Origin of the sequence: Novosphingobium sp. PhB55 (assembly GCF_004368805.1) — a bacterium.
GTDB lineage: Bacteria > Pseudomonadota > Alphaproteobacteria > Sphingomonadales > Sphingomonadaceae > Novosphingobium.
The window spans coordinates 1-26,943 of the sequence record NZ_SODQ01000016.1 but is presented as its reverse complement, the minus strand read 5'-3'; the positions used below and the strand labels follow the sequence as shown (position 1 = coordinate 26,943).

Sequence of the window (26,943 nt, the reverse complement as noted above, 5' to 3'; positions counted from 1 at the left end):
GTGGGAGCGCGGAGATCGCGCTCAGGATTTCCTTCCGGTGACGGAACGCCTTGATCGCTGGCGTATTTCCCCGCAAGCGGGAGGTTCCGCTCTCCTTTCCTGGCAGGCCCATGAATTCACCATTCCCGCAGACCGATCCTGCCCAGCAGATTCTCGGCAGTTCTTCCCTGCGAACCCGGTCGCGCCCCGGTCTCGATCCCAAGACGACGTTCGGCCTCGCGATCGCCATCCTGTTCTTCCTGGCCAGCGGGACGGTGGCCTACCTCAATGTGCGCGTGCTGCGCGACGATGCCGCCAGGATCGTCCATTCGCACGAGGTGATCGTGTCGCTGAACGGCCTGCTTTCGGCGGTGCAGGATGCCGAGACCGGGCAGCGCGGATACCTGCTGACCGGGCGGGAGAGCTATCTCGACCCTTACCGCAGCGCGCTGGCCGATGTCGGCGGGCAGCTTGAGACGATCACCGCGCTCACCCGCGACAATCCCGATCAGCAGAGCCGCCTCCAGCCGCTGCGCCGCCATATCGATGCCAAGCTGGCCGAGCTGAAGGAGACCATCGAGGCGCGCAGGAACGGCGGCCTCGAAGCCGCGCTGCTGCTGGTCGCCTCGGATCGCGGCAAAGTGGAGATGGACGCGGTCCGCAGCCAGCTCGCGCAGATGCAGCTGGAAGAGGCGCGGCTGCGGCAGGAGCGGCTCACGGAAATGGAGCAGGCCTACAAGTCGGCCTGGGCGAGCGGCGTGGCCTCCTGCCTCCTGGGCATCGTCCTGACCCTGGTGATCGGCTTCCTGATCCGCCGCGCGGCGATTGCCGCGGGGCAGCGCGAGTGGCTGCAATCCGGCCAGGTCGGCCTGGCCTCCGCCGTGCTGGGCGACCAGCCGGTGGAGCAACTGGGCGAGAGCATCCTGGCCTTCCTGGTCCGCTTCGTGGGCGCGCAGGCAGGCGCGGTGTTTTCCGGGGACGGCCATCACTTCCGCCGGGTCGCGGCTTACGGCGTGCCCGAGGATGCGGGCATCGTCGAGCGCTTCTCGCTGCGGCAGGGCCTGCTGGGGCAAGTCGCGGCGGATGGCGAGCCGGTGCTCCTGGCCGACATTCCCGACAGCTATCTCACCATCGGCTCCACTTTCGGCAGCGACAAGCCGCGCCATCTGCTGATCGCCCCGGTCGTGGCCGACGAAACGGTCCACGGCGTGATCGAGCTGGGCTTCCTCCAGCCGGTGGACGACCAGGTCCTGACGTTCCTGCGCGAGATTTCCAACGCGGCGGGCGTCGCGCTGCGCTCGGCCCGCTACCGCGCCGACTTGCAGCACCATGCCGAGGAACTCCAGGTCCAGAGCGAGGAACTGCGCGTCTCCAACGAAGAGCTGGAAGAACAGGGCCGCGCCTTGCGCGAATCGCAAGTGCGGCTGGAGCACCAGCAGGTCGAGCTGGAACAGACCAACTCGCAGCTGGAGGAACAGGCCCAGCAACTGGAGCACCAGCGCGACGATCTGGCCCGCTCGAATGCCGTGGTCGAACTGAAGGCGCAGGAGCTGGAGCAGGCCAGCCGCTACAAGTCCGACTTCCTGGCCAACATGAGCCACGAATTGCGCACGCCGCTCAATTCCCTGCTGATCCTCTCCAAGCTGCTGGGCGACAATCCGCGCGCCAACCTCTCGGGCGAGCAGGTGCAATATGCCCGAACCATCGAAGCGTCCGGCAACGATCTGCTGGCGCTGATCAACGACATTCTCGACCTTTCGAAGATCGAGGCCGGGCATTTGCAGATCCGGCCCGAGACGGTGCTGCTGGACCGGCTCGCCAGCGACATGCGGCAGGTCTTCCAGCCGGTGGCGCAGACGCGCGGGCTGGACTTCGAGATCCGCATCGCCCCGGATTGCCCCGCCACGCTCGATACCGACCGCCAGCGCCTGGAGCAGATCCTCAAGAACCTGCTGTCCAACGCCTTCAAGTTCACCGAGGCGGGCAGCGTGCGGCTGGAGATCGCGCCGGACGGCGACGATGCCCTGCTGCTGGCGGTCACCGACACCGGCATCGGCATTCCCGAAGATCAGCAACGCGCCATTTTCGAGGCGTTCCGGCAGGCGGACGGCACGGTGAACCGCAAGTACGGCGGCACCGGCCTTGGCCTTTCGATCTCACGCGAGCTGGCCCGCCTGCTGGGCGGCGCGATCTCGCTGACGAGCGTGGCCGGAAAGGGCAGCCGCTTCACCTTGCGCATGCCGCTCGCCCATGACCCGGCGCAGGCCGGGCCGGGCAGCGCGAGTGCCCTTGCACCGGCGCTGCCCTCGGTCTTCGCGCCCGCCCCTTCCGGCATGCCGCAATTCACCGCGTCCCAGTTCGCGGCGTCCCCCCAGCCGGCCCCGCCCGCGCCACCTGCCGGGCGCGCTCCGGCCGCGGCCGTCCTGCCGCGCCCGGTCGAGGACGACCGCGACACGGCCGCCATGGCCCAGCGGGTCCTGCTGGTGGTCGAGGACGATTCCTCCTTCGCGGGCATCGTGCGCGACATGGCGCGGGAAATGGGCTTCCAGTGCCTCGTTTCCGGCACCGCCGAAGAGGCGCTGCAACTGGCGCGCAGCTTCCGCCCCCATGCCGTCGTGCTGGACATCGGCCTGCCCGACCAGTCCGGCCTCGCCCTGCTCGACCGCCTGAAGCGCGATGTCGAGACGCGCCATATCCCGGTCCACGTCGTGTCGGGTTCCGACCATACGCAGACCGCCCTGTCGCTGGGCGCCATCGGCTATCTGGTGAAGCCGGTGAAGCGCGAGGATCTTTCGGCCGTGCTCCAGGCCCTGGCCGCCAAGCTCGATTCCTCCACGCGCCGGGTGCTCATCGTCGAGGACGACCCCGTCCAGCGCGACGCCGTGGCGCGGCTGCTGACTTCGGGCGATGTCGAAACCGTGGCCGCCGCCACTGCCGCCGAATGCCTGGAGCTGCTGGCCAGCCAGACATTCGATTGCATGGTGCTGGACCTCGCCCTGCCCGATGCCAGCGGATTCACCCTGCTGGAAACCCTCAGCCGCGAGGGCGCCTATGCCTTCCCCCCGGTTATCGTCTATACCGGCCACGATCTGACGCCGGACGACGAGCAACGCCTGCGCCGCTATTCGGATTCGATCATCATCAAGGGCGCCCGCTCGCCCGAACGCCTGCTCGACGAAGTGTCGCTGTTCCTGCACCAGGTCGTCACCGAAATGCCGCCCGAGCAGCAGAGCATGATCCAGCAGGCCCGCAACCGCGACGCGATCCTCGAAGGGCGGCGCATCCTGGTGGTGGAGGACGACGTGCGCAACGTCTACTCGCTCACCAACATCCTCGAACCGCAAGGCGCGGTGGTGGAGATCGCGCGCAACGGACAGGAGGCGATCGACGCGCTCGACCGCTCGTCCGGCGATGACGGCCGCCGCATCGACCTGGTGCTGATGGACGTGATGATGCCGGTGAAGGACGGGCTCACCGCCACGCGCGAAATCCGCCAGGACCCGCGCTGGGCCAAGCTGCCGATCATCACCCTGACCGCCAAGGCCATGCCCGACGACCAGGAACGCTGCATCGAGGCCGGCGCCAACGACTACATGTCCAAGCCGCTGGACGTGGACAAGCTGCTCTCGCTCGTCCGGGTCTGGATGCCGCGATGAAGCACCACGCGGGACGATCGTGATGGAGAACGACAGGATCCAGGAGGAGAAGATCGAGGATATCGAGATCCGCCTGCTGCTGGAGGCCCTCTACAGCCGTTACCACTACGATTTTCGGGGCTACGCCCAGGCCTCGCTGAAACGGCGCTTGCGGCAGGCCCGCGACCAGCTCGGCCTGCCGACGTTCTCGGCGCTGCAGGACCGCATGCTGCGCGATCCCGCCATCGTCACGCGCCTGCTCGGCTTCCTGACCGTGCAGGTCAGCGAGCTGTTCCGCGACCCCGCCTATTTCCGCGCCATTCGCGAGAAGGTCGTGCCGCATCTGCGCACCTACCCCTCGCTGAAAGTCTGGATCGCGGGGTCCAGCACCGGCGAGGAACTCTATTCCTTCGTCATCCTGTTCCGCGAGGAAGGGCTGGAGGACCGGACGCTGTTCTACGCCACAGACATCAGCCAGGAAGCGCTGGACGCCGCCGCGCGCGGCATCTACCCGCTCGACCGGATCCGGGCCTTTACCGAGAACCACCAGCTTTCGGGCGGAAAGTCCTCGCTCTCGGACTATTATTCCACCGCCTATGGCCGCGCCGTCTTCGACAAGAGCCTGCGCGACCGCGTGGTCTTTTCCGACCACAGCCTGGTCACCGATGCCGTCTTTGCAGAGATGCACCTGATCTCCTGCCGCAACGTCATGATCTATTTCGACCGGGAATTGCAGGACCGCGCGGTGGGGCTGTTCCGGGAATCGCTGGCACGCAAGGGCTTTCTGGGGCTGGGCGCGCGGGAAAGCCTGCGCTTCTCGCAATATGCCGGGGCCTTCAGCGCTTTCGTGCGCGAGGAGAAGATCTACCAGAGGCGCGATCCATGACCGAAAGCGCCCCGAGCGCGCCGCGTGCGGTGGTCATCGGGGCTTCGGCCGGCGCGGTGGAAGCGCTGCTGCATGTGCTGCCGCAGCTTCCGCGCGGCTATCCGCTGCCAGTGCTGGTCGTCGTCCATGTCCCGCCCCAGCGTCGCAACGTGCTGGCCTCGCTTTTCGCGGCCCGCTGCCCGCTCGACGTGCGCGAGCCCGACGACAAGGAACCGGCCGCGCCCGGCACGATCCTCTTCGCCCCACCGGACTATCACATGCTGGTGGAGGCGGATCGCACGATCTCGCTTTCGGTGGAGGGGCCGGTGCAGTTTTCCCGCCCCTCGATCGACGTGCTCTTCGAAAGCGCCGCCGATGCCTATGGCCCGGGGCTGATCGGCGCCGTGCTCACCGGCGCCAACCATGACGGCGCCGAGGGCCTGGCCGCCGTGGCCGCGGCCGGAGGCATGGCTATCGTGCAGGACCCCGCACAGGCCGCCTATCCGGTCATGCCCGAGGCCGCCCTGGCCCTGACGCCGAGCGCCGAGCGGCTGACCCTGGACGGGCTGGTGCGCCGCCTGCTGGCCGCCGGCGATCGGTCTTCCGGAAATCAGGCCGGCGAAATCAGCCGGTAGGCGCCGCCCATCAGCCGCGTCACTTCCTCGCTGCTCAGGACATATTGCGGCTCGTAGCCCAGGCCCGAGCGCCTGGTGCGCCGCCAGTGATCGACGTAGAGGCCCTTGTCCGGTCCGAACACCGAATGGACGTGGCGCGCCAGTTCGGCCGGGCAGTTGACGGAAGCAGCCTCGCGGAAGATGGCGATGTCGGCCACGTAAGGCCCGACCATGACCCAAACGTGCCCGCTCCAATGCAGGTCCTCGGCGCCGAACACGGCAGGGCCGTCCACCGGCTCGCGGCGGCCGTGAACCGGCGTTCCATCCACCGAGAGCACCCCGGCCACCACCTGCACGGGCGCCGAAAGGTGCCGTTCGAGCTGTACCGCCAGCGCCGCGCTCAGCCAGGCAGAAGCCGCGCGATCCTCGCTCGCGGCCTTGGGAAAGACTTTCAGGATCTCCACCGCGCAGGCCGCCAGCCGGGCCTTGTCGCCATCCGGCATCTCGTAGGCCTTGAACGCCTTGGCCGCGGCCCAGCCGTGCTGCGCGGCCACCAGCGTGCCGAGCTGGATCAGGTCTTTTGCACCTATCATCTGAAAACCGTCATCCGAAAATTCCTGCTGGTCGTGCCCGGGGCCTGTCCGAAACCTGCCACACAGGGCCGATCCCGGTCCCCGGGCGGCCACTGGCCCGGCCCCTTAGAGGAGCTTGGCAACCAGGCCAAGCACGGTTTCGCCAGGGCGCGCCCAGCGCCGCGCAAACAGCGGCGGCCCTCCGGCACGCACCGATCATGACATTTCCCGTTCACCCCTTGCCCGCGGCCCTGCCGGGATGCGATCAGCGAAGGTCAGCCTTCTGTATCCGCCCCCTGAATTTCGCCCCTGAAACTTGCCCCTGAACCTTGAAAGAATCATCATGCGCGCGCTTCGCCTTCCGGCCCTGACATTCTCCCTGGCCGCCGCCCTTTCGGCACCCGCGGGCGCGCAAGTGAAGGACAGCCATGGCAACGAACTCCATGTCGGCAGCCCGCTGAAGCCGGTGGCGGACTACGACGGCGGCACCGTCAGCAAGGGCCGCCCGGCGCAATGCGTGCTGGACGGCGATCCGCGCAAGGTCTGCACTTTCTACCCCCGCAACGGCGACGGCAGCTTCGCCATCGACGTGGAAGGCCGGGCCTACTACGCGGACAAGACGGCGCCGAGCCGCATCACGGTGGATTACGACAACGGCGCGCGGATGGTGCCGCAAGGCGCCTTCACGCGCAGCCCGCGCGATCCCGCCTGCTGGGTCCAGGGTGCCAGCCGCAAGATCTGCGTCTATTGATGGCGCGCCGGGCGGCCGGCGTTCCCGCGCCGGCCGCAGCGACGCCCACTCAATGCCAGAGGTTGGTGCGCGCCAGATCGACAAGCTCGTCGCCGCGCCCGCTCATCACCGCACGCAGCATGTAGAGCGTGAAGCCCTTGGCCATCTCGGCATTGATCTTGGGCGGGATCGGCAACTCGGTCCGGGCGACCACGGCATCGACCAGTACCGGACCGTCATGGGCCAGCGCCTCGGCCAGGCCGGATTCGACGTCGGCCGGGTCTTCCAGCCGGATTCCCTTGATGCCGATCGCCTCGGCCATGGCCGCGAAGTTCGGATTGTCGAGTTCGGTGCCGAATGGCAGGAAGCCGGTGGACTTCTGCTCCACTTCCACGAAGCCCAGCGTGCCGTTGTTGAAGACCACGATCTTGGCGGGAAGGCGGTACTGGCGCAGCGTCAGCAGGTCTCCCATCAGCATGGCGAACCCGCCGTCTCCCGATAGCGAGATCACCTGCCGACCGGGAAAGGCGCATTGCGCGCCCAGCGCCATCGGCATGGCATTGGCCATGGAGCCATGCCAGAGCGAGCCGATCAGCCGCCGCTTCCCGTTCATCCGCAAGTAGCGCGCCGCCCATACCGTGGGCAGGCCGACATCGAAGGTGAACACGGCATCCTCGGAAGCCAGGTCGCTGAGCGCCTTGGCCACTTGCTGCGGATGGATCGGCGTCTTTCCCGGCTTGCCTTCGGCCAGCCCGTCCAGGTCCTTGCGGGTGCGGCGATAGTGCTCGACCGCCTTGTCCAGATGCTTGCGATCCGGCTTGTCCGGCAGGCGCGGCAGCAGCGCGCGGATCGTCGCGCCCACGTCTCCTACCACGCCCAGGTCCAGAGAGGCCCGGCGGCCGAGCTGGCCGGGCCGGATGTCGACCTGCAGGGTCCGCACATCGGAGCCGGTGGGGTAGAACTGGCGATAGGGAAAGTCCGTGCCCAGCATCAACAGGATGTCGGTATCCATCATCGCGTAGTAGCCCGAGGAAAAGCCGATCAGCCCGGTCATGCCCACGTCGTAGGGATTGTCGTACTCGACGTGCTCCTTGCCTTTCAGCGCGTGGACGATCGGCGCCTTGAGCTTTTCCGCCAGCGCCAGGAGTTCGTCGTGCGCGCCGTCGCAGCCCGAGCCGCAGAGCAGGGTCACGCGCTTGTCCGGCTCCAGCATGGCCGCCAGGGCATCGAGCTGCGCCTCTTCGGGCACGACCACCGGCGGCTTGGGCAGCAGGCCCAGCGGCTTGGGCCAGGCCTCGTTGGCGGCGGGCTTCAACGCCACGTCTCCGGGGATGACCAGGACGGAGACGCCCCGCTCGCCGATGGCGGTGCGGATCGCGATTTCCAGGCTGCGCGGCATCTGCGAAGGATCGGAAACCAGCTCGCAGTAATGGCTGCACTCGCGGAACAGCTCCTGCGGGTGGGTTTCCTGGAAATAGCCCGAGCCGATCTCGGGCGAAGGAATCTGGGCGGCGATGGCCAGCACCGGCACGCGGGAGCGGTGGCAGTCGAACAGGCCGTTGACGAGGTGCAGGTTGCCCGGCCCGCAGCTTCCCGCGCAGACCGCGATGCTGCCGGTCAGGTGAGCCTCGGCGCCGGCGGCGAAGGCGGCCACTTCCTCGTGGCGAACATGGATCCATTCGATCCGGCCATGGGCGCGGATGGCATCGGTCAGCCCGTTGAGGCTGTCACCGACCACGCCGTAGACTCGTTTGACACCGGCGGCTTCCAGCGTGGCAATGAATTGTTCGGCAACGTTCCTGGCCATGTTTCACCTCGTGTCGGGACATCGAATAGGGCACCGAAGGGTTCAAACCCCCCTCCTGGCGAAGGGTGCCCACGAAGCTGACAGTTTTCGGCGCCTGCGCAACCATGCCAAGGTATGAGGTGCCGTTCCCTCAGCTCCGCCCGATTGGGCTCTTTCGGGGTTTTTTCGCCCGGACGTGCGGGACTTGCGCCTTGCCGGGAAACCAAACGGCCCGTCGGCGCTTAGGCCCACATGGATGCAGCGGCGCAGATCGATGTGCAGGACCATGCACGGGAAGAGACGGGGCATCGCCCCCCGGGCAAGCGGCCGGACCGCACCCGTCTGCTGCGCATCCTGCGCAATGTGCTGATCGCGATCGTCGCGCTGGTCTTCGCGGCCTGGCTGGTCCTCTTCATCACCAAGGGCCGGTTCCTGAAGCACCCCTTCGAACGCATCGCCAGCTCGGCCGCCGGGCGGCAGGTGCGGGTGGGCGGAGACTTCCAGCTCTACTTCGCACCGCTGCGCATCAAGTTCCTGGCCGATGGCCTGAGCGTCTCCAACCCGGAATGGGCGGGCCGCCCGCAGATGTTCGCCGCCCGCCATATCGAGGCGCGGATCGCCCCGCTTTCATTGCTGTTCGGCCGTCGTCACGTTCATACGCTGGACCTTCAGGGCGGCGCCGTGGACCTCGAATGGGACAAGGCCCATGGCCGCAACAGCTGGACTTTCGGCAGCGGCGGCGGGGGCAAGCCCTTCGAGTTCCCCCGGATCGACCGCGCCACCATATCGGACACCCGCGTCCGCTATCTCGACCCGCAGATGCCGCTGCTTGCCAATCTCGTGGTCGATCCCGTCACTTCCACCGATGCCAGGATCGGCAAGGCGGTCTCGCTGCGCGGCGACGGCACCTTGCGCAGCACCCCGTTCCGCGTGAGCGCCCGGCTGCTCTCCCCCGACGCCACCGTCAATCGCGGCAGCAACGCGCTGGAACTCACGGCCTGGGCGGCGAACAACCAGGTCGACGTCTCGGGCACCCTCCCCTCCATCGCCGATTTCGAGGACGTGCCGCTCAAGGTCCGCGCCCGCGGGCGCGACTTGTCCGAACTGCTGGGCATCATCGACGTCGCCATTCCGCAGACCCGCCGCTACGCACTGAAAGCGCAGCTGGTGAAGGACGGGGAGACCTATCGCTTCACCGGCATGACCGGCACGTTCGGCCAGTCCGACCTTTCGGGCAAGCTGACGGTGACCAATGCCGAGCGGCTGCGGCTGGATGCCGTGCTGGCGACCAGGCGGCTGGACATCGTCGATGCCGCGCCGTTCATCGGCTACAACCCGGACATCGTGGCATCGAAAGGCGCCGTGGCCGCAGCCGCCGCCACCGGCGCGGGCGCCCAGCGCGTCCTGCCGGACGCCGCCCTGCCCGTGGAGACGATGCAGCGCTTCGACGCCGGGCTGGACTGGAAGGTCGGCGTGGTCCGCTCACGCAATGTGCCGGTGCAGAACATCGCCCTGAAGCTCTCGCTCGACCGGGGACGACTGGCCCTGTCGCCGCTGACATTCTCGATGGCGCGCGGCGATGTCGCCTCGGATCTGGTGTTCGACACGCGTCAGCGCCCCTCGGCCGTAAGCTACGATATTCGCCTCAAGTCCACGCCGATGGGCCGTCTGCTGGCCGGATACGGCGTGGTGGAATCAGGCACGACCGGCACGATCGGCGGTCGCATCAAGCTGGAAGGCCGCGGCGACACGATTCACGATTCGCTTGCTTCGGCATCGGGCCGGATCGCCTTCATCATGCCCCGCGGCACGTTCTGGACGCGCAACGTGCAGCTGGCCGAGCTGGACCTCGGCACGTTCGCCTCCAAGATGTTCGAGGGCAAGCTGAAGAAGCCCGTCCAGCTCAACTGCGGTCTGGTGGCCTTCACGGTGCGAGGCGGCACGGCGGCGGCCGACCCGATCCTGATCGACACGTCGAAGAACGTCATCACCGGGCGCGGCGGCTTCAGCTTCGACACCGAGGCGCTCGACATGGGCTTCCGCGCGGACGGCAAGAAGTTCAGCCTGTTTTCCGGGCAGTCGCCTGTCGGCATCGGCGGCCGCTTCGCCAAGCCCTCCCTCCAGGTGATCAGCCCGCAATTGCTCGGCCGCGCCGGAGTGGGTCTTGGACTGGCCGTGGCGGCGACGCCGGTGGCGGGCCTGCTTGCCTTTGTGGACGTGGGCGATGCCAAGTCCGCCGCCTGCGGCCCGGTGCTGTCGGGCGCCAATGCGCAGTCCCAGCGCACCGCCAAGGGCAAGCCGCGCGACGACGTCGGCTCCGGCCGTCCCAACAAGAACGACTGAGTTTCCTCCGCCGCGATAACTCCGCTCGGAACGGACGTGAACCGGAACGGGCGCGCTCTGGCCGGCTTCGCCCACACGAACACATCCCGCTTGCACAGGGCGCACGCCCCGGCTAGCTCATCGCGTCCGCCATTTCCGCAAGGAGGGCGGGTAATGATCGCGCTGGTGCCTCGAAAGAGGCTTAATAGGGAACACGGTGAGAGAGGCTTCCTCTTGAATCCGAGGCTGTCCCTGCAACTGTAAGCGGTGAGCGCGATGCACATCACGCGGCGGGGCAATGCCCCCTGCCGCAGCCACTGGGCCGGACGCTAAATCCTGCGAGGCCTGGGAAGGCCGTGCATCGAGCGATGACCCGTGAGCCAGGAGACCTGCCAGCGTACGGTCGCTCTTGCTTTGGTCCAGGGGATGGCCGGGGCACGGTGATTTTTCCGTCTGAGCGACGAACCAGCGGCAAGGGCCGCACGGTGCGCTGAGCGGTCGTCCCGAATCCGGGCGCCCGGCCGGTCGGTGCGCCGGTCGTTCGCGGGCCTGGGTTCGGGAGCGGCAGACCCTTGCCAAAAGCTCGCTTGGCGCCCGGCAGGGGAATGAAATGAAGATCGCAACCGTTTCGCACGCGGCGCTTGCCGCGGCGCTGACTCTCGCCTGCGCCGCGCAGGCCCGAGCCGCGGATGGCGGGAACGTCGAAGGCCGGGAAGCCGATGCCGCAGAGGCGGATGGCCCTTCGATCGTCGTCACCGGGCAGAGCCTGGAAGAGACGCTGCCGCAGGAACTCTCCCGCTACGGCAACGACGTCGTCACCGTCGATGAACGGCAGATCCGCAACAGCGGCGCGGTGGACGTGACCAAGGCGCTGGACCAGGTACCCGGCCTCTACGTGCGCGGCCGCAATGGCCCGTTCACTTACGTAGACGTCTCGCTGCAGGGTTCGCGCACGCAGGACGTGCTCTGGACGATGGACGGCATCCGCCTCAACAACCGCCTGTACGGCAGCACCTCGCCCAACGACACTCTGCCCGCCAGCATGATCGAGCGGATCGAGGTCCTGCGCGGCGGAGAGAGCCTGTTCTACGGCACCCAGGCTTCGGCCGGAGTGATCAACGTGGTGACGCGCAGCTTTTCCGACGATCCGGGCGGCCAAGTCAATGCCTCGGTCGACAGCTGGGGCGGCACGACCCTGGACGGCTATGCGCGCGGCGCCCTGGGCGACCACCGCTTCGTGGCCTATGCCTCGCACAATCGCTCGGAAGGCTACCTGCCCTACAGCGCCTATCAGCCCAGCCTCACCGACCGGCACCTCGGCTACGACTTGTGGTCGGCCGGGCTCAAGTACCAGTACGCGCTGGCGCCGGATCTCACGCTCATCGCGCAGTACCAGCATACCGAGGCGAAGCTCGACAACCTATCCCCCACCCGCATTCGCGAGAGCCGCAACGACCGGAACGAGGAAGTGGCCAGCCTGCGGCTCGACTACACCGGCAGCGACAGTGTGCAGTTCTTCCTGAAAGGCTATTTCCACGACTGGAAGACCGCCTACATCCAGATCCGCAATTCGCTGCCCGACCATCAGCCCCAGGTGATCTACCCAGCCGGCACCTTCTGGGGCTATCGCGACTGGGGAGGCAGCGCGGTGATGAAGCTGCATCTGCACCCCGGCCTGGAATACCTGCTGGGCTACGACTTCCAGAACTTCAGCGGCCGGGACGACGTGCTGCTGATCGCGCCGACCAGCGAGCAGGTCCACGCCGGGATCCTGCAGCTTCGCACCACCGACGAGATCTCGTCGAAGGGCCGCCTGGCGGCGGGCCTGCGCTACAATCGCACGGACGGCGCGCGCAAGACGATCTGGAACGTCTCGGGCCGCTACGACTTTGCCGAGGCGCTCTATCTGGAAGCCAATGGCGGCACCGCCTTCGTGCTGCCCGACGCCTCGCAGCTCTACGGCAACGACCCTTGCTGCGAGGTGGGCAATCCGAACCTCAGGGCGGAGCAGAGCCTTTCGCTCAACCTCTCTGCAGGCGGCATCCTGCCGCTGGGCGCGGCCTCGCTGGGGTGGAAGGCGACCTATTTCGACCGCCGCATCACGGACATGATCGACAGCGTCTACGACGATCCCGCCTTCCCCGGCGGCACTTACGCCAACCTCGACGGCAAGGTCCGCTCGCAAGGCGCGGAGCTGGAACTCGACGCGCGCTGGCCGGGCGGCTGGGGGATCTCGGCCAGCTACACATATGCCCGCGTGCGCGAAAAGGGCGCATCGACGCAGCTGGACCGCAACCCCAAGCAATATGCCAAGGCCGCCTTGTCCTATGCGCCCGAAGACCAGCCCTTCGGCGCGAGCATCAACGCCAGCTGGATCGGCGATGTCTGGTCGACCGCATCCGGCGCGGGGCGGCGGAACTACGGCAATTACGCGCTGCTCGATGTCGGCGCTTACCTTTACGTCGACGGGGCAGCGCGGCGGAACCGCTTCGGCGTCAATATCGAGAACCTGCTCGACCGGGAATATGCCACGCGCGGCTACCTTTCGGCCGCGACCGACCAGGGCGTGCTCGATGGCAGCAACAGCCGCTTCCTCTATTTCAACCGGGGCGTGCCGCGCACGCTGCGGATGCAATACGGCCTGAGTTTCTGACGCCGTGACCGCGCTCCAGCCTTCCAAGGCGCCCGGTAGCCTGCTGCCCCGCAGCTTGCTGCCGCGCCCCGTCCTCGTCCTTCATCGCTGGCTCGGCGTCTCCGTCGGGCTGCTGATGACCCTCTGGTGCCTGTCGGGCTTCGTGATGATCTACGTGGACTATCCGAGGCTGGAGCCGGCAGCGCAGTTGCAGGGCCTGGCGCCGCTGCAACTGCCGCCCGGTCAGGTCTGGAACGATACCGCGTGGGAGGAGGCAGGCCTCGCGCCAGACCTGCCGATCGCCTCCGCGCACGTCGAGATGATGGCCGGCCGCCCGGTCCTGCGGATCGTTTCCGCGGCCACCGGCGACCGCTCCATCGCGCAGATGCGGACCATGCCAGACGCCATCGACCTGGCCACGGGGCGGAAGCTTGCCCCGCCCGGGCGCGCCGACCTCGCCAGGATCGCGGCGGACTACGCCCGCGGCCATGCGATCGGCGGCGCAGCGCCCGCTCTGTCCGAAACCGGCATCGACCAGTGGACGGTGCAGACCTACCGGCGGAGCGCCCCGCTCTACCGCGCCGACTATGCCGATCCCGCCGGGACCGTGATCTACATCTCGGGCCGTTCGGGCGAGGTGGTGCAGGAGACCACCCGCTTCCAGCGCTTCTGGGGCTGGCTGGGCGCCGTGCCGCACTGGCTCTACCCCACGATCCTGCGGCAGGACGGCGCGCTGTGGAACCAGGTCGTGGTCTGGACCTCGCTCTCTGGCTGCTTCCTCACCGGCACCGGCATCTGGGCCGGTATCGCGCGGCTGCGGCGCAAGCGGGACGGGACTATCGGCTCCCCCTACAAGGGCCTGTGGTGGTGGCACCATGTCTTCGGGCTGTTCTTCGGCCTGCTGACCCTGAGCTGGGCGGCGAGCGGCCTGTTTTCGATGAACCCCTGGGGCTTCCTCGATTCCGCGGCCGGCCCTGCCGAGGCCGGGCGGCTGGCCGGGCCGATGCACTGGCGCGATGTGCGCCAGGCGCTCTCCGCGCTCGGCGACCTGCCGCGCGGCGCGCGCCGGGTGGAGGCCGCCCCGCTCGGCGGGCGCACTTTCCTGCTGGTATCGGGCCTGCCCATATCGGACGGCGAAGTTTCGTCGCAGCGCTTCGACGCTTCCGGAAAGCCCGCTCTCTTCGGCGAGGACGCGCTGCGCACCGCGCTGTCGGGCAGGCCCTCGCTCGACTCGCTCGAACTCCTGGAGGAAGAGGACGCCTACTACTATGGCCGCCGTTCCCCCGCGCCGCTTCCGGTCTGGCGCGCCGTTCTGGCCGATGCCGAGGCGACGCGCCTCTACATCGATCCGGTGAGCGGCCGGCTCCTGCGCGCTGTCGACCGTAACGGGCGCGGGTTCCGCTGGCTGCAGGACGGCCTGCACCGGCTGGACCTGCCGCTGCTGCGCCGGCGCCCGTGGTGGGACCTGGTGGTCCTGCCGCTGCTGGCCGCCGTCACGTTCGTCTGCGGCACCGGCACATGGATGGCCTGGAACAAGGTGCGCCGCGACGTGCGGCGCCTCTTCAGGATGGGGCTCAGAACGCCAGCGCGGCGCCCTGTTCGGCGATGACGTAGCGGACGGGCGGACCGTCGCCCTCGGCCAGCTGGCGGGCAATGGTCGCGGCGATCGCGGGGTCCCCGTCGACCGAGGGCTTGATATGGCCGATCACCACGGGCAGCCCCTTCATCGCCCCCGTCCCGCCCGACAGCTGCGCCAGCCGCGCCAGTTCGCGGTGCAGCCAGCGCGGGGTGAGGTGGCCGAACAGCTCGGCGTCCTTGCGCGGGTCGGGATAGGACGTCTCGACGATGATCGCGCGCAGATGCCCGGCGCGTACCAGCGGCGCCACGGCCTGCCAGAGCGCGTCGAGCCGGGTCGAATGCTCGACGGCATCGGGGCCGGTGTCCCCCATGCAGAGCAGCGCCTGCTCCCCTGCGCGGATGAGGAAGGCAGTGGACAGGGCGCCGCCGTGCGAAAGCGGAAATGCGGTGACGGTCAGGCCCGTCGCCGCGACCGGCACGGGCGCCGCGACGGGATCGAGATCCTGGTAATGATAGCGTGCCAGCAAGGGTGGCCGCCCGCGGTCGCCCATGTTGGGCCACGCGCTCCAGTTGAAATAATCGGCCGCCAGCGCCGCATTCACTTCCGGCAGGGCCAGGATCGGCTTCGCGCTGTCGTCAGGCGAAACCATCACCAGCCCGGCGACATGGTCGAGATGCGGATGGGTGATGAGATAGGCGCCGATCCTGCGGTGCAGCACGTCCCCGGCGCGGGTGCCGGCCGGAAACCCGCCCCTGGCGATGGCCACGCGGATGCCCGGGACCAGCGTGCCGGCATCGCAGGCAAGCCCCTGCTCCTGCCCCTTCCGGGCGATGTACCAGGCGGTCGTCGAACCTTCGACCACGCCGCCTGCCACGCCCAGCGGCACGACATCGAAAGCATGGGAATCGCCCCCGGCATCGGCAGACGCGCCCGCAGCCATCGTAAGTGCCGAGAGGGACAGACCGGCGGCCGCCGCGGAACCGTACCGTCGCAAAAATGTCATAATTTCAATAAACATATGACCGGGTTACGATTTCTTGTGGATGCACGGAAGAAATTTATCGGAAATGTCACAATCGGGGGCTAAGGGCCGCGCTTCAAGGAAGAACGCCGGTGCGACCCCCTGTCCGCCAGACCACAAGGTCTCGCGGGCGCGGCGGCTCGTCAGCTACCGGCCGCGCGCAAGGGGTGCAACGATGAAGACGAAGACTTACTGGCTGGCCAGCGTGCCGGCACTTCTGGCCGGCGCGACGCCTGCTCTGGCCCAGACCGCGCCGGACACCCTCGACGCTTCCGCCGACATCGTCGTCACCGCCCAGCGCCGCCCCGAAAACATCCGCGACGTGCCGATCGCTGTCTCGGTCCTCTCCGGAGACAAGATCAGCGCCATCGCCGAAGGCGGCGGCGACATTCTCTCGCTGGCCGGCCGCACGCCCAGCCTCTACGTCGAAAGCTCGAATGGCCGCTACGCCCCGCGCCTCTACATTCGCGGCCTCGGCAACGTGGACTTCGACTTCAACGCCTCCCAGCCGGTCTCGGTCGTGCTCGACGACGTGGTGCTGGAGAACGTCTACCTCAAGGGCTTCCCGATCTTCGACCTCGACAGCGTGGAAGTGCTCAAGGGCCCGCAAGGCACGCTGTTCGGCCGCAACACCCCGGCCGGCGTCGTCAAGATGGACACCCGCCGCCCCGGCGACCATGCCGAAGGCCAGGCGCAGTTCACCGTGGGCGAACTCGGAACGATCCGCGCCGAAGTGGGCGCGACCATCCCGGTTTCGAGCACCCTGTCGCTGCGCGTCGCCGGCCTTGCCAACCACCGCGAGGACTGGGTGAACAACGCCTATGACGCCTCCTTCACCAAGCCCGGCAAGGACCTTGGCGGCTTCGACGACATCGCCGGCCGCATCCACGCCCTGTGGAAGCCGGACGACCGCCTTTCGGTGCTGCTCACCCTCCAGGCCCGTTCCTATCGCGGCACCGGCACGCTCAACCGCGCCAACGTGCTGACCACTGGCTCGAACAAGCTCAACGACCGCTACGACCGCGACACCGTCTATTACGACGGCGGCCGCAACAACCCCCAGGCGCAGGACACCACCTCCGAGGCGCTGCATGTCGACTATGACCTGGGCGGCGCGACGCTGACCGCCATCGTTTCGGCCTATCAGGGCAGCAGCTCGGGCCGCGGCGACATCGACGGCGGCGTGTTCGGCACCACGGCGGGCAGCGGCACCATTCCGTTCAACTCGGAAACCGGCACCCTTTCCAGCGACCTCGACCAGCAGACCTACGAAGTCCGCCTCGCCAGCAATGGCGATACCCGCTTCGGCTGGCAGGTCGGCGCGTTCTACTGGCGCGAGAAGTTCGAGCTGATCTCCGCCTCGTGGAACGGCACCGGCGGCATTAATCCCACGGTGATCTCCGAACTGCGCCAGAAGAGCGACAGCTGGTCCGTCTTCGGGCAGGTCCACTACGACGTGACCGACAGCCTGCGCCTGACCGGCGGTGCCCGCTGGACCCGCGACCAGCGCGACCTCGACGCCGCCCGCACCCTCGGCGCGCCTTTCGCGGATTCGCGCCATGTGGGCGACAAGCAGCCGAGCTGGGACGTCAGCGCGCTTTATAAAGTCAGCCCGCAGGTCAGCCTGTTCGGCCGCATCGCCCACGGCTATCGCGGTCCTTCGATCCAGGGCCGCATCGCCACCTCGAACATCCTGACGACGGCGGATTCGGAAACGATCACGTCCTATGAAGCCGGCATCAAGGCGGCCACGCCCGACAACCGCTTCCGCGTGGATCTGACCGGCTATATCTACGACCTGAAGGACCCGCAGTTCACCGCCATCGGCGGCCAGGGCAACTTCAACCAGCTCATCAACGCCAAGCGCGGCAAGGGCCGGGGCGTCGAATTCGAAGCCACCGCCAACCCGGTTCGCGGCCTCCAGTTCAACGGCGGCGTTTCCTACAACTTCACCAAGATCGACGACCCGGACCTGCTGGTTGCCTTCTGCGGTGCGGCCTGCACCGTGCGCGATCCCATCGTCAACGTGGGCACCACGCGCCGCGCCTCGATCAACGGCAATCCCTTCCCGCAGGCGCCGCGCTGGCTGTTCAACTTCAACGCCTCGTATACTTACGAGATGGCGAGCGGCAGCAAGCTCTACGCCCAGACCGACTGGGTGGCGCAGAAGGACTTCAACCTGTTCCTTTACGACGCCACCGAATTCCACGTCGGCACGAACTTCGAAGGCGGTGCGCGCATCGGCTGGCGTTCGCCCTCCGACGCGGTGGACGTCTTCGTGTTCGGGCGGAACATCACCAACGAGTCGAACGTGATCGGCGCGATCGATTTCAACAACCTGACCGCCTTCGTGAACGACCCCCGCGTCCTGGGCGCCGGCGTCAACTTCCGCTTCTGACGATACCCGGCGGCCCTCTGCGGAGGGCCGCCGGATCGCACGGCCGAAGGCATATTCAACGCTGTTCATTTTAACGGCATTTGTTACATTGCCGCGCATGGGCAGACGATCGGACCATAGCCGCAAGGAACTGGAACAGATGCTGATCGTCGAGGGGCACAAGCACCTCGCGGAAGTCGGCTTCGCGCGCTTTTCCGCCAGGGAAGTGGCCAAGCGGATCGGCTATTCGATCGGCACGCTCTACAACGTCTTCGGCACGTACGATCAGCTGCTGATCGCCATCAACACGCGGACCTTCCTGCTCTGGACGGACTACATCCGGCAGGCCCTGGCCAGTGGCGCAGAGGACCGCATCCGCGTGCTGGTGGAAGGCTATTTCGGCTTCGCCCGCGCCAATCGCAATGCCTGGCTGGCGATCTACGACCATCACCTTCCGCCCGACTTCACGATCCCGCCCGAACAGGACGTTCTGCGCGGCGGCCTGACCGAAATGGTGGTGGACGAAGTGCGCGCCGTGCTGCCGCCTGCCTGCCAGGCCGACGCCCCGCGCCTTGCCCGCTCGCTCGTGGCCACCGTCCACGGCCACTGCATGTTCGACCTCAACGGGTCCTTCGCGCTGATGGGCGAGCAGGAACCCGCCGCTCTCGCCCTGGCCCGCGTGCGCGAAAGCCTGGCGGCAGCCCGCTCCAGCGATGGAACGGTGCTGCCGGCGGTGTGATCGGGCCGAACTTGCCCAGCCGAACCGGAGCGCTGCCTAAGCGATCGGCCCCGGTGCGGTCCCGTAATAGCTCGACACGCGGTCGGCATAGGCCTGGTTGAACTCCGGCGCGTTGTTGGCCCAGCTCGGCCCGCCTTCCAGCACCCGCCGGTCGATCGTCACGATATAGTCGTCGTCCGTGGCGTCATAGGCCAGGACGCTGAAGGGCACCGGGTAGAAGCTCTTGTTGAACCCCAGGAACCCGCCCAGGCTGAGCACCGCGTAAGTCGATTGACCCGAACGCTTGTCCACCATGAAGGCCTTGATGTGCCCCAGGTTGTCGCCATCGCGCGAACGCACCTTGAGCCCGGTGGTGTCCGCCTCGACAAGCATAGGCGTGACTGCGGGGATTTCGGTCATGAATGTCTCCTTGTTTCGCCGCGAGTGCGTGCGGTCGGGCCGGTCGGCACAGTCCGGCCGCGAACCCGCTTCAGGCTCCTATCGCGGGCTGCGCGGCGCTGATGTCCCTGAGCCATGAAGCGTTCCTCGAATGCGGGAAGTCCGTTCTGAACGCGCGGTACACCCAGCCGTTCCGTTGCTTCGCTCCTCCACCTGCGCGTGAGATGGCCTGCGGAGAGGCCAGCGATGAGCGGAACGGGCCGGATGCCCCCGGAGCGACGGCATCGCCCGGGTGCGGCGCGGGCCACCCTCGGATTGGACCTAGGTTGGCGTTATCACATCGCGCGCCTCGCCTTGCGCGGTCTTAAACGCTTGCGGCCAACCGCCAAAGCGATTAGCCATCTCCGATAATACCATTATGATACCGGGGAGAATGGGGTTGATGCAAGGTAACGGCAGCGCGGTCGCACGCTCGTCCATGATCCTGATGGCTGCGGGACTGGCCCTTTCGGCGAGCCCCGTCCTGGCCGGCACGGTGACACTACCTGTCGTGATCCCGGCCCCGGCCTCGATCAAGCTGGCGGGCGGCGCCCTGGCCCTGGGCACTTCGGTCGTCCTGGTGACAGCACCCGAGGTCGATCCCGAGACCGTCGTGCTGCTTCGCAAGGTTCTATCGGCCGCCGGCGTGGAAACCATCACCACGGCGCGCAAGCTCCCTTCGGTTTTCCAGCAGCCCTATATCGTGCTCGGGACGGGGGAGAACGCCCTCATCGGCGATGCCTTGGCGCGCACCGGTGCCTCGCTCGACACGCATGCCGAAGGCTATACGATCGCCAGCCGCCCGATCGGCAGCGGCGGCCTGATCGCGCTGGCCGGCCGCGATGGCGACGGACTGTTCCACGCCGTGCAGACCTTTCGCCAGATCGCCGCACAGCCCGTCCTGCCCGCGCTCGTCATCCAGGACCATCCGGCAATGCCCATCCGCGGCACGATCGAGGGGTTCTACGGCGCGCCCTGGACCATGGCGGACAGAACCAGGCATCTCGATTTCCTCGCCAGCGTAAAAGCGAACACTTACGTCTACAGCCCCAAGGACGATCCCTTTGCGCGCGACCGCTGGCGGGAGCCCTACCCGGCCGAGACCCTGGCCGCGCTGGGCAAGCTGGCCGCGACGGCGCGGCGAAACCATGTGGACTTCGTCTACGCGATCTCCCCCGGACCGTCGGTCTGCTTCTCCGATCCGGCGGACCGCGACGCGATGGAGCGAAAGCTCGATGCCCTGCGCACGATCGGCGTCCACAGCTTCTATGTTGCGCTCGACGATATCGAATACACCAAGTGGAATTGCGACCGGGACGCGGCTGCCTTCGGGCCTTCGGGGGCGGAAGCGGCCGGTGTCGCCCAGGCGGCCCTGCTTAACGCGGTGCAGGCGGACCTCCTGCGGAAGGACAAGGCGTCGCGCCCGCTGATCATGGTGCCCACCGAGTATTACGATGCGAAAGAAAGCCCGTACAAGGCCGCCCTGCGCAAGCATCTCGATCCCCGGGTCGTGGTGCAGTGGACCGGCACGGACGTGGTGCCTCCCGCCATCTCGATCCCGGATGCCCGCACCGCGACCAAGGCCTTCGGCCGCAAGACGCTGCTCTGGGACAACTACCCCGTGAACGACTACGCCACCACGACCGGACGCCTGCTGCTGGCCCCTTATGCCCGCCGCGAGGCCGGGCTGTCCGAGGAACTGACCGGCATCCTGTCGAACCCGATGAACCAGGAGGCGCCCAGCCGCGTCGCCGTGACCGGCGTTGCCGCCTTCGGGTGGAACGACAAGGACTACGACGCCGATCGCACTTGGCGCGCCGCTGCCCGCGAACTGGCCGGCGGCGACGCGCAGGCCGCGGCCGCACTCATGCTGTTCTTCGACACCCAGCACATGGCGCCGACGTTCGGCAGTCAGCCCTGGCAGGAGCAGGCGCCGGCCCTGAAAGCCGCGCTCGACCGGACGCGCGACGCTATCGCGCAAGGTGACGGTGCCGCGCGCCGCCTCGCCATCGCGGAACTGGGGCGCCGGGCCGATGAGATCGCCGGCGCGCCCGACATCATCCGCTCGGGCACCGTCGATCCCGGCTTCGCCGAACAATCCCGCCCCTGGCTGGATGCCATGGTCCTCTGGGGCCGCGCGCTTCAGCTGACCGCTGCCGGCCTCGACGCGGCGGATCGGGGCAGCGATGCGGCCTTCCGTTACTTCGCCGGCGCCCAGCGCCTTGCCGCCGAAGCTGCTGCGATCCAGACCATTCCCGGCGCAACCCGGTTCGGCGGCCCGGTCAAGCTGGCCGACGGCGTCCTGGACCGGTTCATCGCCGATGCGCCGACCCTCATCGGGTCCGGGAAGCAGGACAGCGGTATGTCGGCAGAACGGCCCGTCGCCCCGTAAAGGGCATTGAAGACTTTCCCCCCACTCGATTTGCAGGCTCACCCGGCATGGCGCTCGGCCATGTACCGGGCGGGCGAAGTCCCCAGCGTCTTGCGGAACATGGTCACGAAGCTCGGCACGCTCTCGTAGCCGAGGTCGGCGGCGACCTGCTGGATGGTGGCGCCGCCGGCCAGCCATTTGATCGCCAGGACGACACCCAACTGCCTGCGCCACTGCCCGAAGCTCATGCCGGTTTCGCGATGGACGATGCGCAACATGGTCCGCTCGCTGAGCCCGGCGCACTTTGCCCAGCTCGCGACGGAGCCGCGATCCGAAGGCGCGGCGATCATCGCATCCATGATCCTGCGCAGGCGGCTGTCGCTGGGCATCGGCAGGTGGAGATCCTCCACGCGCGCCGCGGCGAGTTCGTCGAGGATGACCGAAACGAGCCGGGAATTGGCACCGCCTTCTTCGTAGAGATAACTGAGATGGGCAGCGCGCGCGAGCAGCTCGCGCAGCAGCGGCGTCACCGCCACGGCGCAGCTCGACTTGGGCAGCGCACCGCTCAGGGCGGGATCGACGAAGGCGCAATATCCCTCCAGCGCGCCCGTGATCCGGAAGGAATGCAAAGCGCCGCCGGGAATCCAGATCGCGCTGCGCGGAGGCACGATCCAGAGACCGCCCTCGACCTCGCAACTGATCGCCCCCCGCAGGACCAACAGGATCTGACCCTTCCGATGCCGGTGAGGATCGAGTTCGAAGTCCTCGTCGTCCGCCATCGCCGCACCGAAGGCCACGATCGGCCGCGGGACGTCATCGGGCTCGACCCACTCCGTGACATCGGCGGGATTCAGAACCGGCACAGGCATGATCCCGGCTGCGACGCCGCATTGGCGGTATTGAATAACAACATGGCAAGCCTTCGTAATGACGCCACCCGGCTGCGTCCTTATCCCGGACGGCAGGCACCGTCGAGGCGCCTTCGTCCTCGCCCATCCCTGAAGGAACAGCCGTGAACACTCTGGACAGCCCGCGCGTGGCCGCGCTTCTCGAACGACTGCATGAGACCGCCGAAGCATCGGATCGCGAACACCTTGCGATGATGATGGCCAAGCTGAACGCCCCGGGCGCCACGATCGAGGAGGTCGTCAGGCAGCACCTGGCCGCGGAACGGCAGGACTATCCGGCCATCTACCAGAGCTATGCCGGGAATTTCCTGGCGATATCGCCGGAATTCGGCCGCTTCCTCTATGCCCTCGTCCGCGCGACCGGAGCGCGGCGCATCGTGGAATTCGGGACCTCGATGGGCATTTCGACCCTCTATCTCGCGGCCGGCCTGCGCGACAATGGCGGCGGTATCGTCATCGGCACCGAACTAGAGCCCGGCAAAGTCGCGAAAGCCCGTGACCATCTGGCCGACGCCGGTCTGGACGACCTCGTCGAGATCCGGGAAGGCGACGCCTTGCAAACGCTGCGCGACACGGGCGGCGAGATCGACCTGGCCCTCATCGATGGCGCCATGTCGCTGTACCTGCCCGTTCTCAAATTGATCGAACCCCGCTTGCGAACGGGGGCCGCGGTCATTGGCGAGAATGCCTTCGATCCTGCCTACCAGGCCTATATCCACGATCCGGCGAACGGCTATCTCTCGCAGCCGCTGCCGATCGGCGAGGGGCGCGGCAATGAATTCACGGTGAGGATCGCCTGATGGTGGAGGCCTACAGCGATCCCGCCGCGCCCGAACGGAAGCCGGGCCGCATCGGCAAGGCCCTGATCGGGCTGCTCATGAAGCGCGCCGCCATCGCCGCCAATACGCCGCTGGGCGAGCGCTTTCGCCTCGTCTCGCTGGAAAGTCCCGCGCTTCGGTCCGCGCAATGGGCGCCCGGTCAGAAAGTGCAGATCGCCATGGACTCCGCCTTCGTCGCACGCACCTACACGCCGATGGACTGGGATGCCGATAGGGGCCGAGTGCAGTTCCTGGGTTTTGCGCATGGCAGTGCGCCGGGCAGCCACTGGCTCCGGGAGGCCCGCGAGGGCGACGAGTGCCACCTGTTCGGCCCGCGTCCCTCGCTCGACTTGCGCCCCTTCGACGGCCCGATCGCGTTCTTTGGTGACGAAACCTCCCTCGGACTGGCCTGCGCGGCGGCGCGGCACGATCCCCGGCGCATCGTCTCGGGATATTTCGAAGTCGATGACGAGACGGAGAGCACCGCCGTGGCCGACCAACTGAGCATGGGCGCAGTGCACATCTTCCAACGATCGGCCGACGATGCCCATCTTGCCGGCATGGAGGCGGCCCTTCCCGCGCTGGCAGGCGCGGGCCATGCCTTCGTCCTGACCGGCAAGGCCGGAACGGTGCAACGGCTGCGCCAGGCGCTGAAACGACATGGCGTGCCGCCGGGCCGGATCAGGACCAAAGCCTATTGGGCACCCGGCAAAGTCGGGATGGATTGAGTGCGAGAGGCGCGAAGCCGGGCCATAAGCGCCGGCTTCGCGATACGCCGCGCACGGCTCAGGCAGGTGGGTCGATATAGCCCGGCCGCTTCGACAGGCTCGGCCATTTGCCGAGAATGTCGGGCTTCACGACCCGGTCTTCCCAGTCATCGGCAGCGACCTCATCGAAGCCAATGGAAATCGCTCCCTCGCCGTAGCCCAGATGGTCCATCACGCCTTGCGCGATAAGGTCGGACAGGGCCTGCTTCTGCTGCTCTGACTTGCCCGGCCACAGCTTCACGATGACATGCGGCATCGGCTCAATCCTTCGCCAGTGGTGCGAGATACTGCTCGTCAGTCACTTTCTCCATCCAGGTGACGGGGGTGCCGTTGACCACTTCCTGCACGGCGATATGGGTCATGCCCTCATGCGGCGTGGCGCCGTGCCAGTGCTTGTGCGCGGCGGGACACCAAAGGATGTCGCCGGCATGGAATTCCAGCTTGGCGCCGCCCTCGATCTGCGTCCAGCCCACGCCCTCGGTCACGATCAGCGTCTGCCCGGCCGGATGGCTATGCCAGGCCGTGCGCGCGCCCGGCTCGAAGTGCACGATGGCGCCGGACACGCGCGAGGGATCCTCGCGCTGGAACTGGCCGGTGATCGTGACCCTGCCGGTGAAACAGGCCTCGGGGCCTTCGACGGTCTTCATGTCTGCCTTGCGGGTGATATCCATGGGGCGAGTGCCTTCCTGAGCTTGAGCGGTGCAAACGGGCGCCGAGAGAACAGCCATCCGATCATGCCGACCGCCCTTTTCGACGTTGCTGATGGCCGGCCCGCACGCGCGAACCGCCGGCTCCTCATCTAGGCGTTCCGGGCCGCCGCCATTAGCCCCGACTCCGGCAACGCACCGATGAACAGGCCTCAGCAATGCGGCAGGCGGTGCCAAGCCTCTCCACGGCGGCGATGCCGCCAGGGCGTGCGGTTGTTGACAGGGCCACACGGAGCGTCACCCGGCCTGGCCTCGGAAAATCTCGACCGCTACCGCGATGCGCCGACAGGCCGGGCTGTAATGGCCGGGCCGCCCTTCCTTGGCCTAGATCCAACCGCGCCACTTGAACCACAGATAGGGAATGACGGTCGACAGCACGCAGAGCGCCAGCGCGAAGGGGTAGCCCAGCGGCCAGTCCAGTTCGGGCATGACTTTGAAATTCATGCCGTAGACGCCGACCACCATCACCGGCGGAATGCCGACGACCGAGGCCACCGTCAGCACTTTCACGACGTCGTTCTGCTCGATGTTGATGAAGGCGGTAGCGGCATCCTGCTGGAGCTGGATCCGCCCGCCCAGGCTGGTCTCGAATTCGTCCAGCGAGTTGATGTCATGGCGGATCGATTCGAACCTTTCGCGCAGGTTCTCGTCGAGCTTGGGCGTGCAGCGGTCCAGAACGAAGCTTATCATCCGGCCGATGCTCAGGAACGCGTACCGCACGCGCGAAGCACGGTCGCTGGCCTGGCCCATATCCCGTATGATCTCCCGGATCTTTCGCGTTTCCTTGCGAAGGCCCGGTCGTGCCTCTTCCTCGAAGAACAGCGCCTGCGAAGCGCGGGAGAGAATTTCCGAAGCGTGCTCGAGATGGTCTGCCGCGCGGTCCACCACGTCCTCCAGCAACGTGATCAATACGCTCGGCGGCGTCAGGTCCGCGCTGTCCCGCAGCTGGCCGGCGACGGCGTCAAACGGTGCAAGGTCGGAATAGTGGACCGTTACGAGCACGTCCGGCGTAAGAATGAAGCCCGTGGGCGCCAGCTTCCAGTGATTTGTCGTGGTGCCGGCGATCAGGGGCGCGGTCATGTACAGGACATGGCCATCGACGCGCAGACGGCTCGAAGTCTCGATTTCCCGAAGCGTGTCCAGGTCGGGGATACGAATGCCGTACCGTTTCTCGATCCGGGCCTTTTCGGCCTCGTCGGGCGACATCAGATCGATCCACGCGGCGCTGGCCTCCGTTTCGCTGCCAGGAAATGATCTCAGCACTTTGCTCTCCGCCCCGATATCGATTTCACCGTCCCGTCGTCCGGATCTCTTCCATGGCGATGTGACATGCGGCGGCTCCGAAGTCGATCCAGCGGTGCAGGAGAGGCGTGAAAATCGGATGTAAGGTTGCAAGGTTCGGGGCGGTGCTGCCCCTGCGCAAGCCGCCTGGAACGAAGCCCTGATCCCGGCCGCTGTGCGAAATTGGATAAGTTCGGTCAGGGGCCAGAGGTTGAGCCGCGGCATGAAGCGAGCGCGATGCGCCGGTGTGCCACCGCCACGCGCCCGTTTTCGACCGCGACCGCGGCGGACCGACAGACCGACAGACCTTCCTCCCGGTAGAGCCGGGAGAGTTTCTTGTGGTTCATCATCAATCCCGGGCGTTCGATCATGATGCCTATCCGGCGACAGCCAAAGCGTCGCCACTTGCCGGCGACTTCACGGATGGTGGCCCGGATAGCGCTATCGTCTGGCGGAAGTTTGCGCCGGACGGTCCTGGGATCGACGCCAATCAGGACAAAGGCCCCGCGCTGGTTTGGCGTCGTCAGACTTTTCCAAACCAGTCCGTCAGGATGATGTTGTCGGGCATGCAGTTCGGAAGGACCAGGTCCAGTTGCCGGGCGCATCGGCGTAAAGCCAGCTGTACGCGAGGTGCCGTCCCTGCGGCATGCTCCTGCTCGGGCTCTACTGCCGCGCGTGCGGCGCTAAGTCGCGCGCTTGCCCGGGCTGTTGTGTGTGGAGGTATGTTCATGGTTGCGGGGGCAGGATTTGAACCTGCGACCTTCAGGTTATGAGCCTGACGAGCTACCGGGCTGCTCCACCCCGCGTCACCATTGAGGGCTGA

General features: G+C 67.3%; 20 protein-coding genes, 1 tRNA gene, 1 pseudogene and 1 riboswitch. Of the genes and pseudogenes, 12 read left to right on the top strand and 10 right to left on the bottom strand.

All coding sequences use genetic code 11. The features are described from left to right. Positions 1-110: 110 nt before the first annotated feature. The 3 genes from EDF57_RS24810 to EDF57_RS24800 are packed head-to-tail and all read left to right on the top strand — an operon-like array spanning position 111 to position 5,114. On the top strand, positions 111-3,635 hold the full coding sequence (locus EDF57_RS24810; RefSeq protein WP_134096314.1) for a response regulator: 3,525 nt from the start codon (positions 111-113) through the stop codon (positions 3,633-3,635). A gap of 22 nt (positions 3,636-3,657) precedes the next feature. Then, positions 3,658-4,500 carry a CheR family methyltransferase gene (locus tag EDF57_RS24805; RefSeq protein ID WP_132270188.1) on the top strand — a complete coding sequence of 281 codons (843 nt, stop codon included), beginning with the start codon at positions 3,658-3,660 and terminating at the stop codon, positions 4,498-4,500. After that, positions 4,497-5,114: a chemotaxis protein CheB gene (locus tag EDF57_RS24800; protein WP_134096313.1), complete on the top strand. Its 618-nt coding sequence runs from the start codon at positions 4,497-4,499 to the stop codon at positions 5,112-5,114. Before EDF57_RS24805 ends, EDF57_RS24800 begins: the two co-directional genes overlap by 4 nt. Here the strand turns inward: EDF57_RS24800 and EDF57_RS24795 are convergent. After that, on the bottom strand, positions 5,090-5,686 hold the full coding sequence (locus EDF57_RS24795) for a hypothetical protein (protein ID WP_134096312.1): 597 nt from the start codon (positions 5,684-5,686) through the stop codon (positions 5,090-5,092). The two genes, EDF57_RS24800 and EDF57_RS24795, sit on opposite strands and share 25 nt — an antisense overlap. A 322-nt stretch (positions 5,687-6,008) precedes the next feature. Between EDF57_RS24795 and EDF57_RS24790 the strand changes: the two genes are divergently transcribed. Next, the gene (locus EDF57_RS24790; RefSeq protein WP_134096311.1) at positions 6,009-6,416 is read left to right on the top strand and encodes a hypothetical protein; all 408 of its coding nucleotides are present in this window, start codon (positions 6,009-6,011) and stop codon (positions 6,414-6,416) included. A 49-nt stretch (positions 6,417-6,465) separates the two neighbouring features. Here the strand turns inward: EDF57_RS24790 and poxB are convergent, their stop codons facing one another. After that, positions 6,466-8,202, bottom strand: a complete 1,737-nt coding sequence (gene poxB / locus EDF57_RS24785) for a ubiquinone-dependent pyruvate dehydrogenase (RefSeq protein ID WP_134096310.1) — start codon at positions 8,200-8,202, stop codon at positions 6,466-6,468. A 231-nt stretch (positions 8,203-8,433) separates the two neighbouring features. On the opposite strand from poxB, the gene EDF57_RS24780 reads away from it, so the two are divergent. The 3 genes from EDF57_RS24780 to EDF57_RS24770 all read left to right on the top strand — a co-directional run bounded on the left by EDF57_RS24780 (position 8,434) and on the right by EDF57_RS24770 (position 14,744). Then, positions 8,434-10,524 (top strand): AsmA family protein, encoded by a 2,091-nt coding sequence (locus EDF57_RS24780; RefSeq protein ID WP_134096309.1) that lies wholly within the window; start codon positions 8,434-8,436, stop codon positions 10,522-10,524. Between the two features lie 146 nt (positions 10,525-10,670). Then, positions 10,671-10,915, top strand: a riboswitch (cobalamin riboswitch). Positions 10,916-11,113: 198 nt separating this feature from the next. Beyond that, complete coding sequence (locus EDF57_RS24775; protein ID WP_134096308.1) at positions 11,114-13,156, top strand: TonB-dependent receptor; 2,043 nt, start codon at positions 11,114-11,116, stop codon at positions 13,154-13,156. Between the two features lie 4 nt (positions 13,157-13,160). Next, positions 13,161-14,744, top strand: coding sequence for a peptidase (locus EDF57_RS24770; protein WP_347876971.1), 1,584 nt, complete (start codon positions 13,161-13,163; stop codon positions 14,742-14,744). Here EDF57_RS24770 and EDF57_RS24765 read toward each other — a convergent pair. Next, entirely contained in the window at positions 14,710-15,654 is a 945-nt protein-coding gene (locus tag EDF57_RS24765) for a 3',5'-cyclic-nucleotide phosphodiesterase (RefSeq protein ID WP_134096307.1), read from the bottom strand. The genes EDF57_RS24770 and EDF57_RS24765 overlap by 35 nt on opposite strands. Before the next feature lie 256 nt (positions 15,655-15,910). Here EDF57_RS24765 and EDF57_RS24760 point away from each other — a divergent pair, with 256 nt between their 5' ends. Beyond that, entirely contained in the window at positions 15,911-18,133 is a 2,223-nt protein-coding gene (locus EDF57_RS24760; protein ID WP_134096306.1) for a TonB-dependent receptor, read from the top strand. A 97-nt stretch (positions 18,134-18,230) separates the two neighbouring features. After that, positions 18,231-18,851: a TetR/AcrR family transcriptional regulator gene (locus EDF57_RS24755; protein WP_134096305.1), complete on the top strand. Its 621-nt coding sequence runs from the start codon at positions 18,231-18,233 to the stop codon at positions 18,849-18,851. Between the two features lie 36 nt (positions 18,852-18,887). Here the strand turns inward: EDF57_RS24755 and EDF57_RS24750 are convergent, their stop codons facing one another. Further along, entirely contained in the window at positions 18,888-19,250 is a 363-nt protein-coding gene (locus EDF57_RS24750; protein ID WP_134096304.1) for a PRC-barrel domain-containing protein, read from the bottom strand. A gap of 457 nt (positions 19,251-19,707) precedes the next feature. Between EDF57_RS24750 and EDF57_RS24745 the strand changes: the two genes are divergently transcribed. After that, positions 19,708-21,660, top strand: coding sequence for a beta-N-acetylglucosaminidase domain-containing protein (locus EDF57_RS24745; protein WP_208324958.1), 1,953 nt, complete (start codon positions 19,708-19,710; stop codon positions 21,658-21,660). A 38-nt stretch (positions 21,661-21,698) separates the two neighbouring features. On the opposite strand, the gene EDF57_RS24740 is transcribed toward EDF57_RS24745, so the two are convergent. Beyond that, positions 21,699-22,508, bottom strand: coding sequence for a helix-turn-helix transcriptional regulator (locus EDF57_RS24740; protein WP_134096303.1), 810 nt, complete (start codon positions 22,506-22,508; stop codon positions 21,699-21,701). A 143-nt stretch (positions 22,509-22,651) separates the two neighbouring features. Here EDF57_RS24740 and EDF57_RS24735 point away from each other — a divergent pair, with 143 nt between their 5' ends. Further along, positions 22,652-23,347 carry a class I SAM-dependent methyltransferase gene (locus tag EDF57_RS24735; RefSeq protein ID WP_134096302.1) on the top strand — a complete coding sequence of 232 codons (696 nt, stop codon included), beginning with the start codon at positions 22,652-22,654 and terminating at the stop codon, positions 23,345-23,347. After that, the gene (locus tag EDF57_RS24730; protein WP_208324957.1) at positions 23,347-24,093 is read left to right on the top strand and encodes a siderophore-interacting protein; all 747 of its coding nucleotides are present in this window, start codon (positions 23,347-23,349) and stop codon (positions 24,091-24,093) included. The genes EDF57_RS24735 and EDF57_RS24730 overlap by 1 nt, the downstream gene beginning before the upstream one ends. A gap of 58 nt (positions 24,094-24,151) precedes the next feature. Here EDF57_RS24730 and EDF57_RS24725 read toward each other — a convergent pair whose 3' ends face one another. The 5 genes and pseudogenes from EDF57_RS24725 to EDF57_RS24705 form a co-directional block, all read right to left on the bottom strand. After that, entirely contained in the window at positions 24,152-24,388 is a 237-nt protein-coding gene (locus EDF57_RS24725; protein WP_134096301.1) for a tautomerase family protein, read from the bottom strand. A 4-nt stretch (positions 24,389-24,392) separates the two neighbouring features. Continuing rightward, positions 24,393-24,803, bottom strand: coding sequence for a cupin domain-containing protein (locus tag EDF57_RS24720; protein WP_134096300.1), 411 nt, complete (start codon positions 24,801-24,803; stop codon positions 24,393-24,395). A gap of 360 nt (positions 24,804-25,163) precedes the next feature. Then, complete coding sequence (locus EDF57_RS24715) at positions 25,164-26,102, bottom strand: magnesium transporter CorA family protein (protein ID WP_134096299.1); 939 nt, start codon at positions 26,100-26,102, stop codon at positions 25,164-25,166. 273 nt (positions 26,103-26,375) lie between these two features. Next, positions 26,376-26,635 (bottom strand): annotated as a pseudogene (locus EDF57_RS26155) (IS3 family transposase); the annotation flags it as partial. A 214-nt stretch (positions 26,636-26,849) separates the two neighbouring features. Then, a tRNA-Met gene (locus EDF57_RS24705) sits at positions 26,850-26,926 on the bottom strand. Between the last annotated feature and the right edge of the window lie 17 nt (positions 26,927-26,943).

Excerpts from the sequence above, each read along its gene's own strand:
- EDF57_RS24810 (WP_134096314.1), top strand. The coding sequence starts at position 111 with ATGAATTCACCATTCCCGCAGACCGATCCTGCCCAGCAGATTCTCGGC.
- EDF57_RS24805 (WP_132270188.1), top strand. The coding sequence starts at position 3,658 with ATGGAGAACGACAGGATCCAGGAGGAGAAGATCGAGGATATCGAGATC.
- EDF57_RS24800 (WP_134096313.1), top strand. The coding sequence starts at position 4,497 with ATGACCGAAAGCGCCCCGAGCGCGCCGCGTGCGGTGGTCATCGGGGCT.
- EDF57_RS24795 (WP_134096312.1), bottom strand. The coding sequence starts at position 5,686 with ATGATAGGTGCAAAAGACCTGATCCAGCTCGGCACGCTGGTGGCCGCG.
- EDF57_RS24790 (WP_134096311.1), top strand. The coding sequence starts at position 6,009 with ATGCGCGCGCTTCGCCTTCCGGCCCTGACATTCTCCCTGGCCGCCGCC.
- poxB (WP_134096310.1), bottom strand. The coding sequence starts at position 8,202 with ATGGCCAGGAACGTTGCCGAACAATTCATTGCCACGCTGGAAGCCGCC.
- EDF57_RS24780 (WP_134096309.1), top strand. The coding sequence starts at position 8,434 with ATGGATGCAGCGGCGCAGATCGATGTGCAGGACCATGCACGGGAAGAG.
- EDF57_RS24775 (WP_134096308.1), top strand. The coding sequence starts at position 11,114 with ATGAAGATCGCAACCGTTTCGCACGCGGCGCTTGCCGCGGCGCTGACT.
- EDF57_RS24765 (WP_134096307.1), bottom strand. The coding sequence starts at position 15,654 with ATGGCTGCGGGCGCGTCTGCCGATGCCGGGGGCGATTCCCATGCTTTC.
- EDF57_RS24760 (WP_134096306.1), top strand. The coding sequence starts at position 15,911 with ATGAAGACGAAGACTTACTGGCTGGCCAGCGTGCCGGCACTTCTGGCC.
- EDF57_RS24755 (WP_134096305.1), top strand. The coding sequence starts at position 18,231 with ATGGGCAGACGATCGGACCATAGCCGCAAGGAACTGGAACAGATGCTG.
- EDF57_RS24750 (WP_134096304.1), bottom strand. The coding sequence starts at position 19,250 with ATGACCGAAATCCCCGCAGTCACGCCTATGCTTGTCGAGGCGGACACC.
- EDF57_RS24745 (WP_208324958.1), top strand. The coding sequence starts at position 19,708 with ATGATCCTGATGGCTGCGGGACTGGCCCTTTCGGCGAGCCCCGTCCTG.
- EDF57_RS24740 (WP_134096303.1), bottom strand. The coding sequence starts at position 22,508 with ATGCCTGTGCCGGTTCTGAATCCCGCCGATGTCACGGAGTGGGTCGAG.
- EDF57_RS24730 (WP_208324957.1), top strand. The coding sequence starts at position 23,347 with ATGGTGGAGGCCTACAGCGATCCCGCCGCGCCCGAACGGAAGCCGGGC.
- EDF57_RS24725 (WP_134096301.1), bottom strand. The coding sequence starts at position 24,388 with ATGCCGCATGTCATCGTGAAGCTGTGGCCGGGCAAGTCAGAGCAGCAG.
- EDF57_RS24720 (WP_134096300.1), bottom strand. The coding sequence starts at position 24,803 with ATGGATATCACCCGCAAGGCAGACATGAAGACCGTCGAAGGCCCCGAG.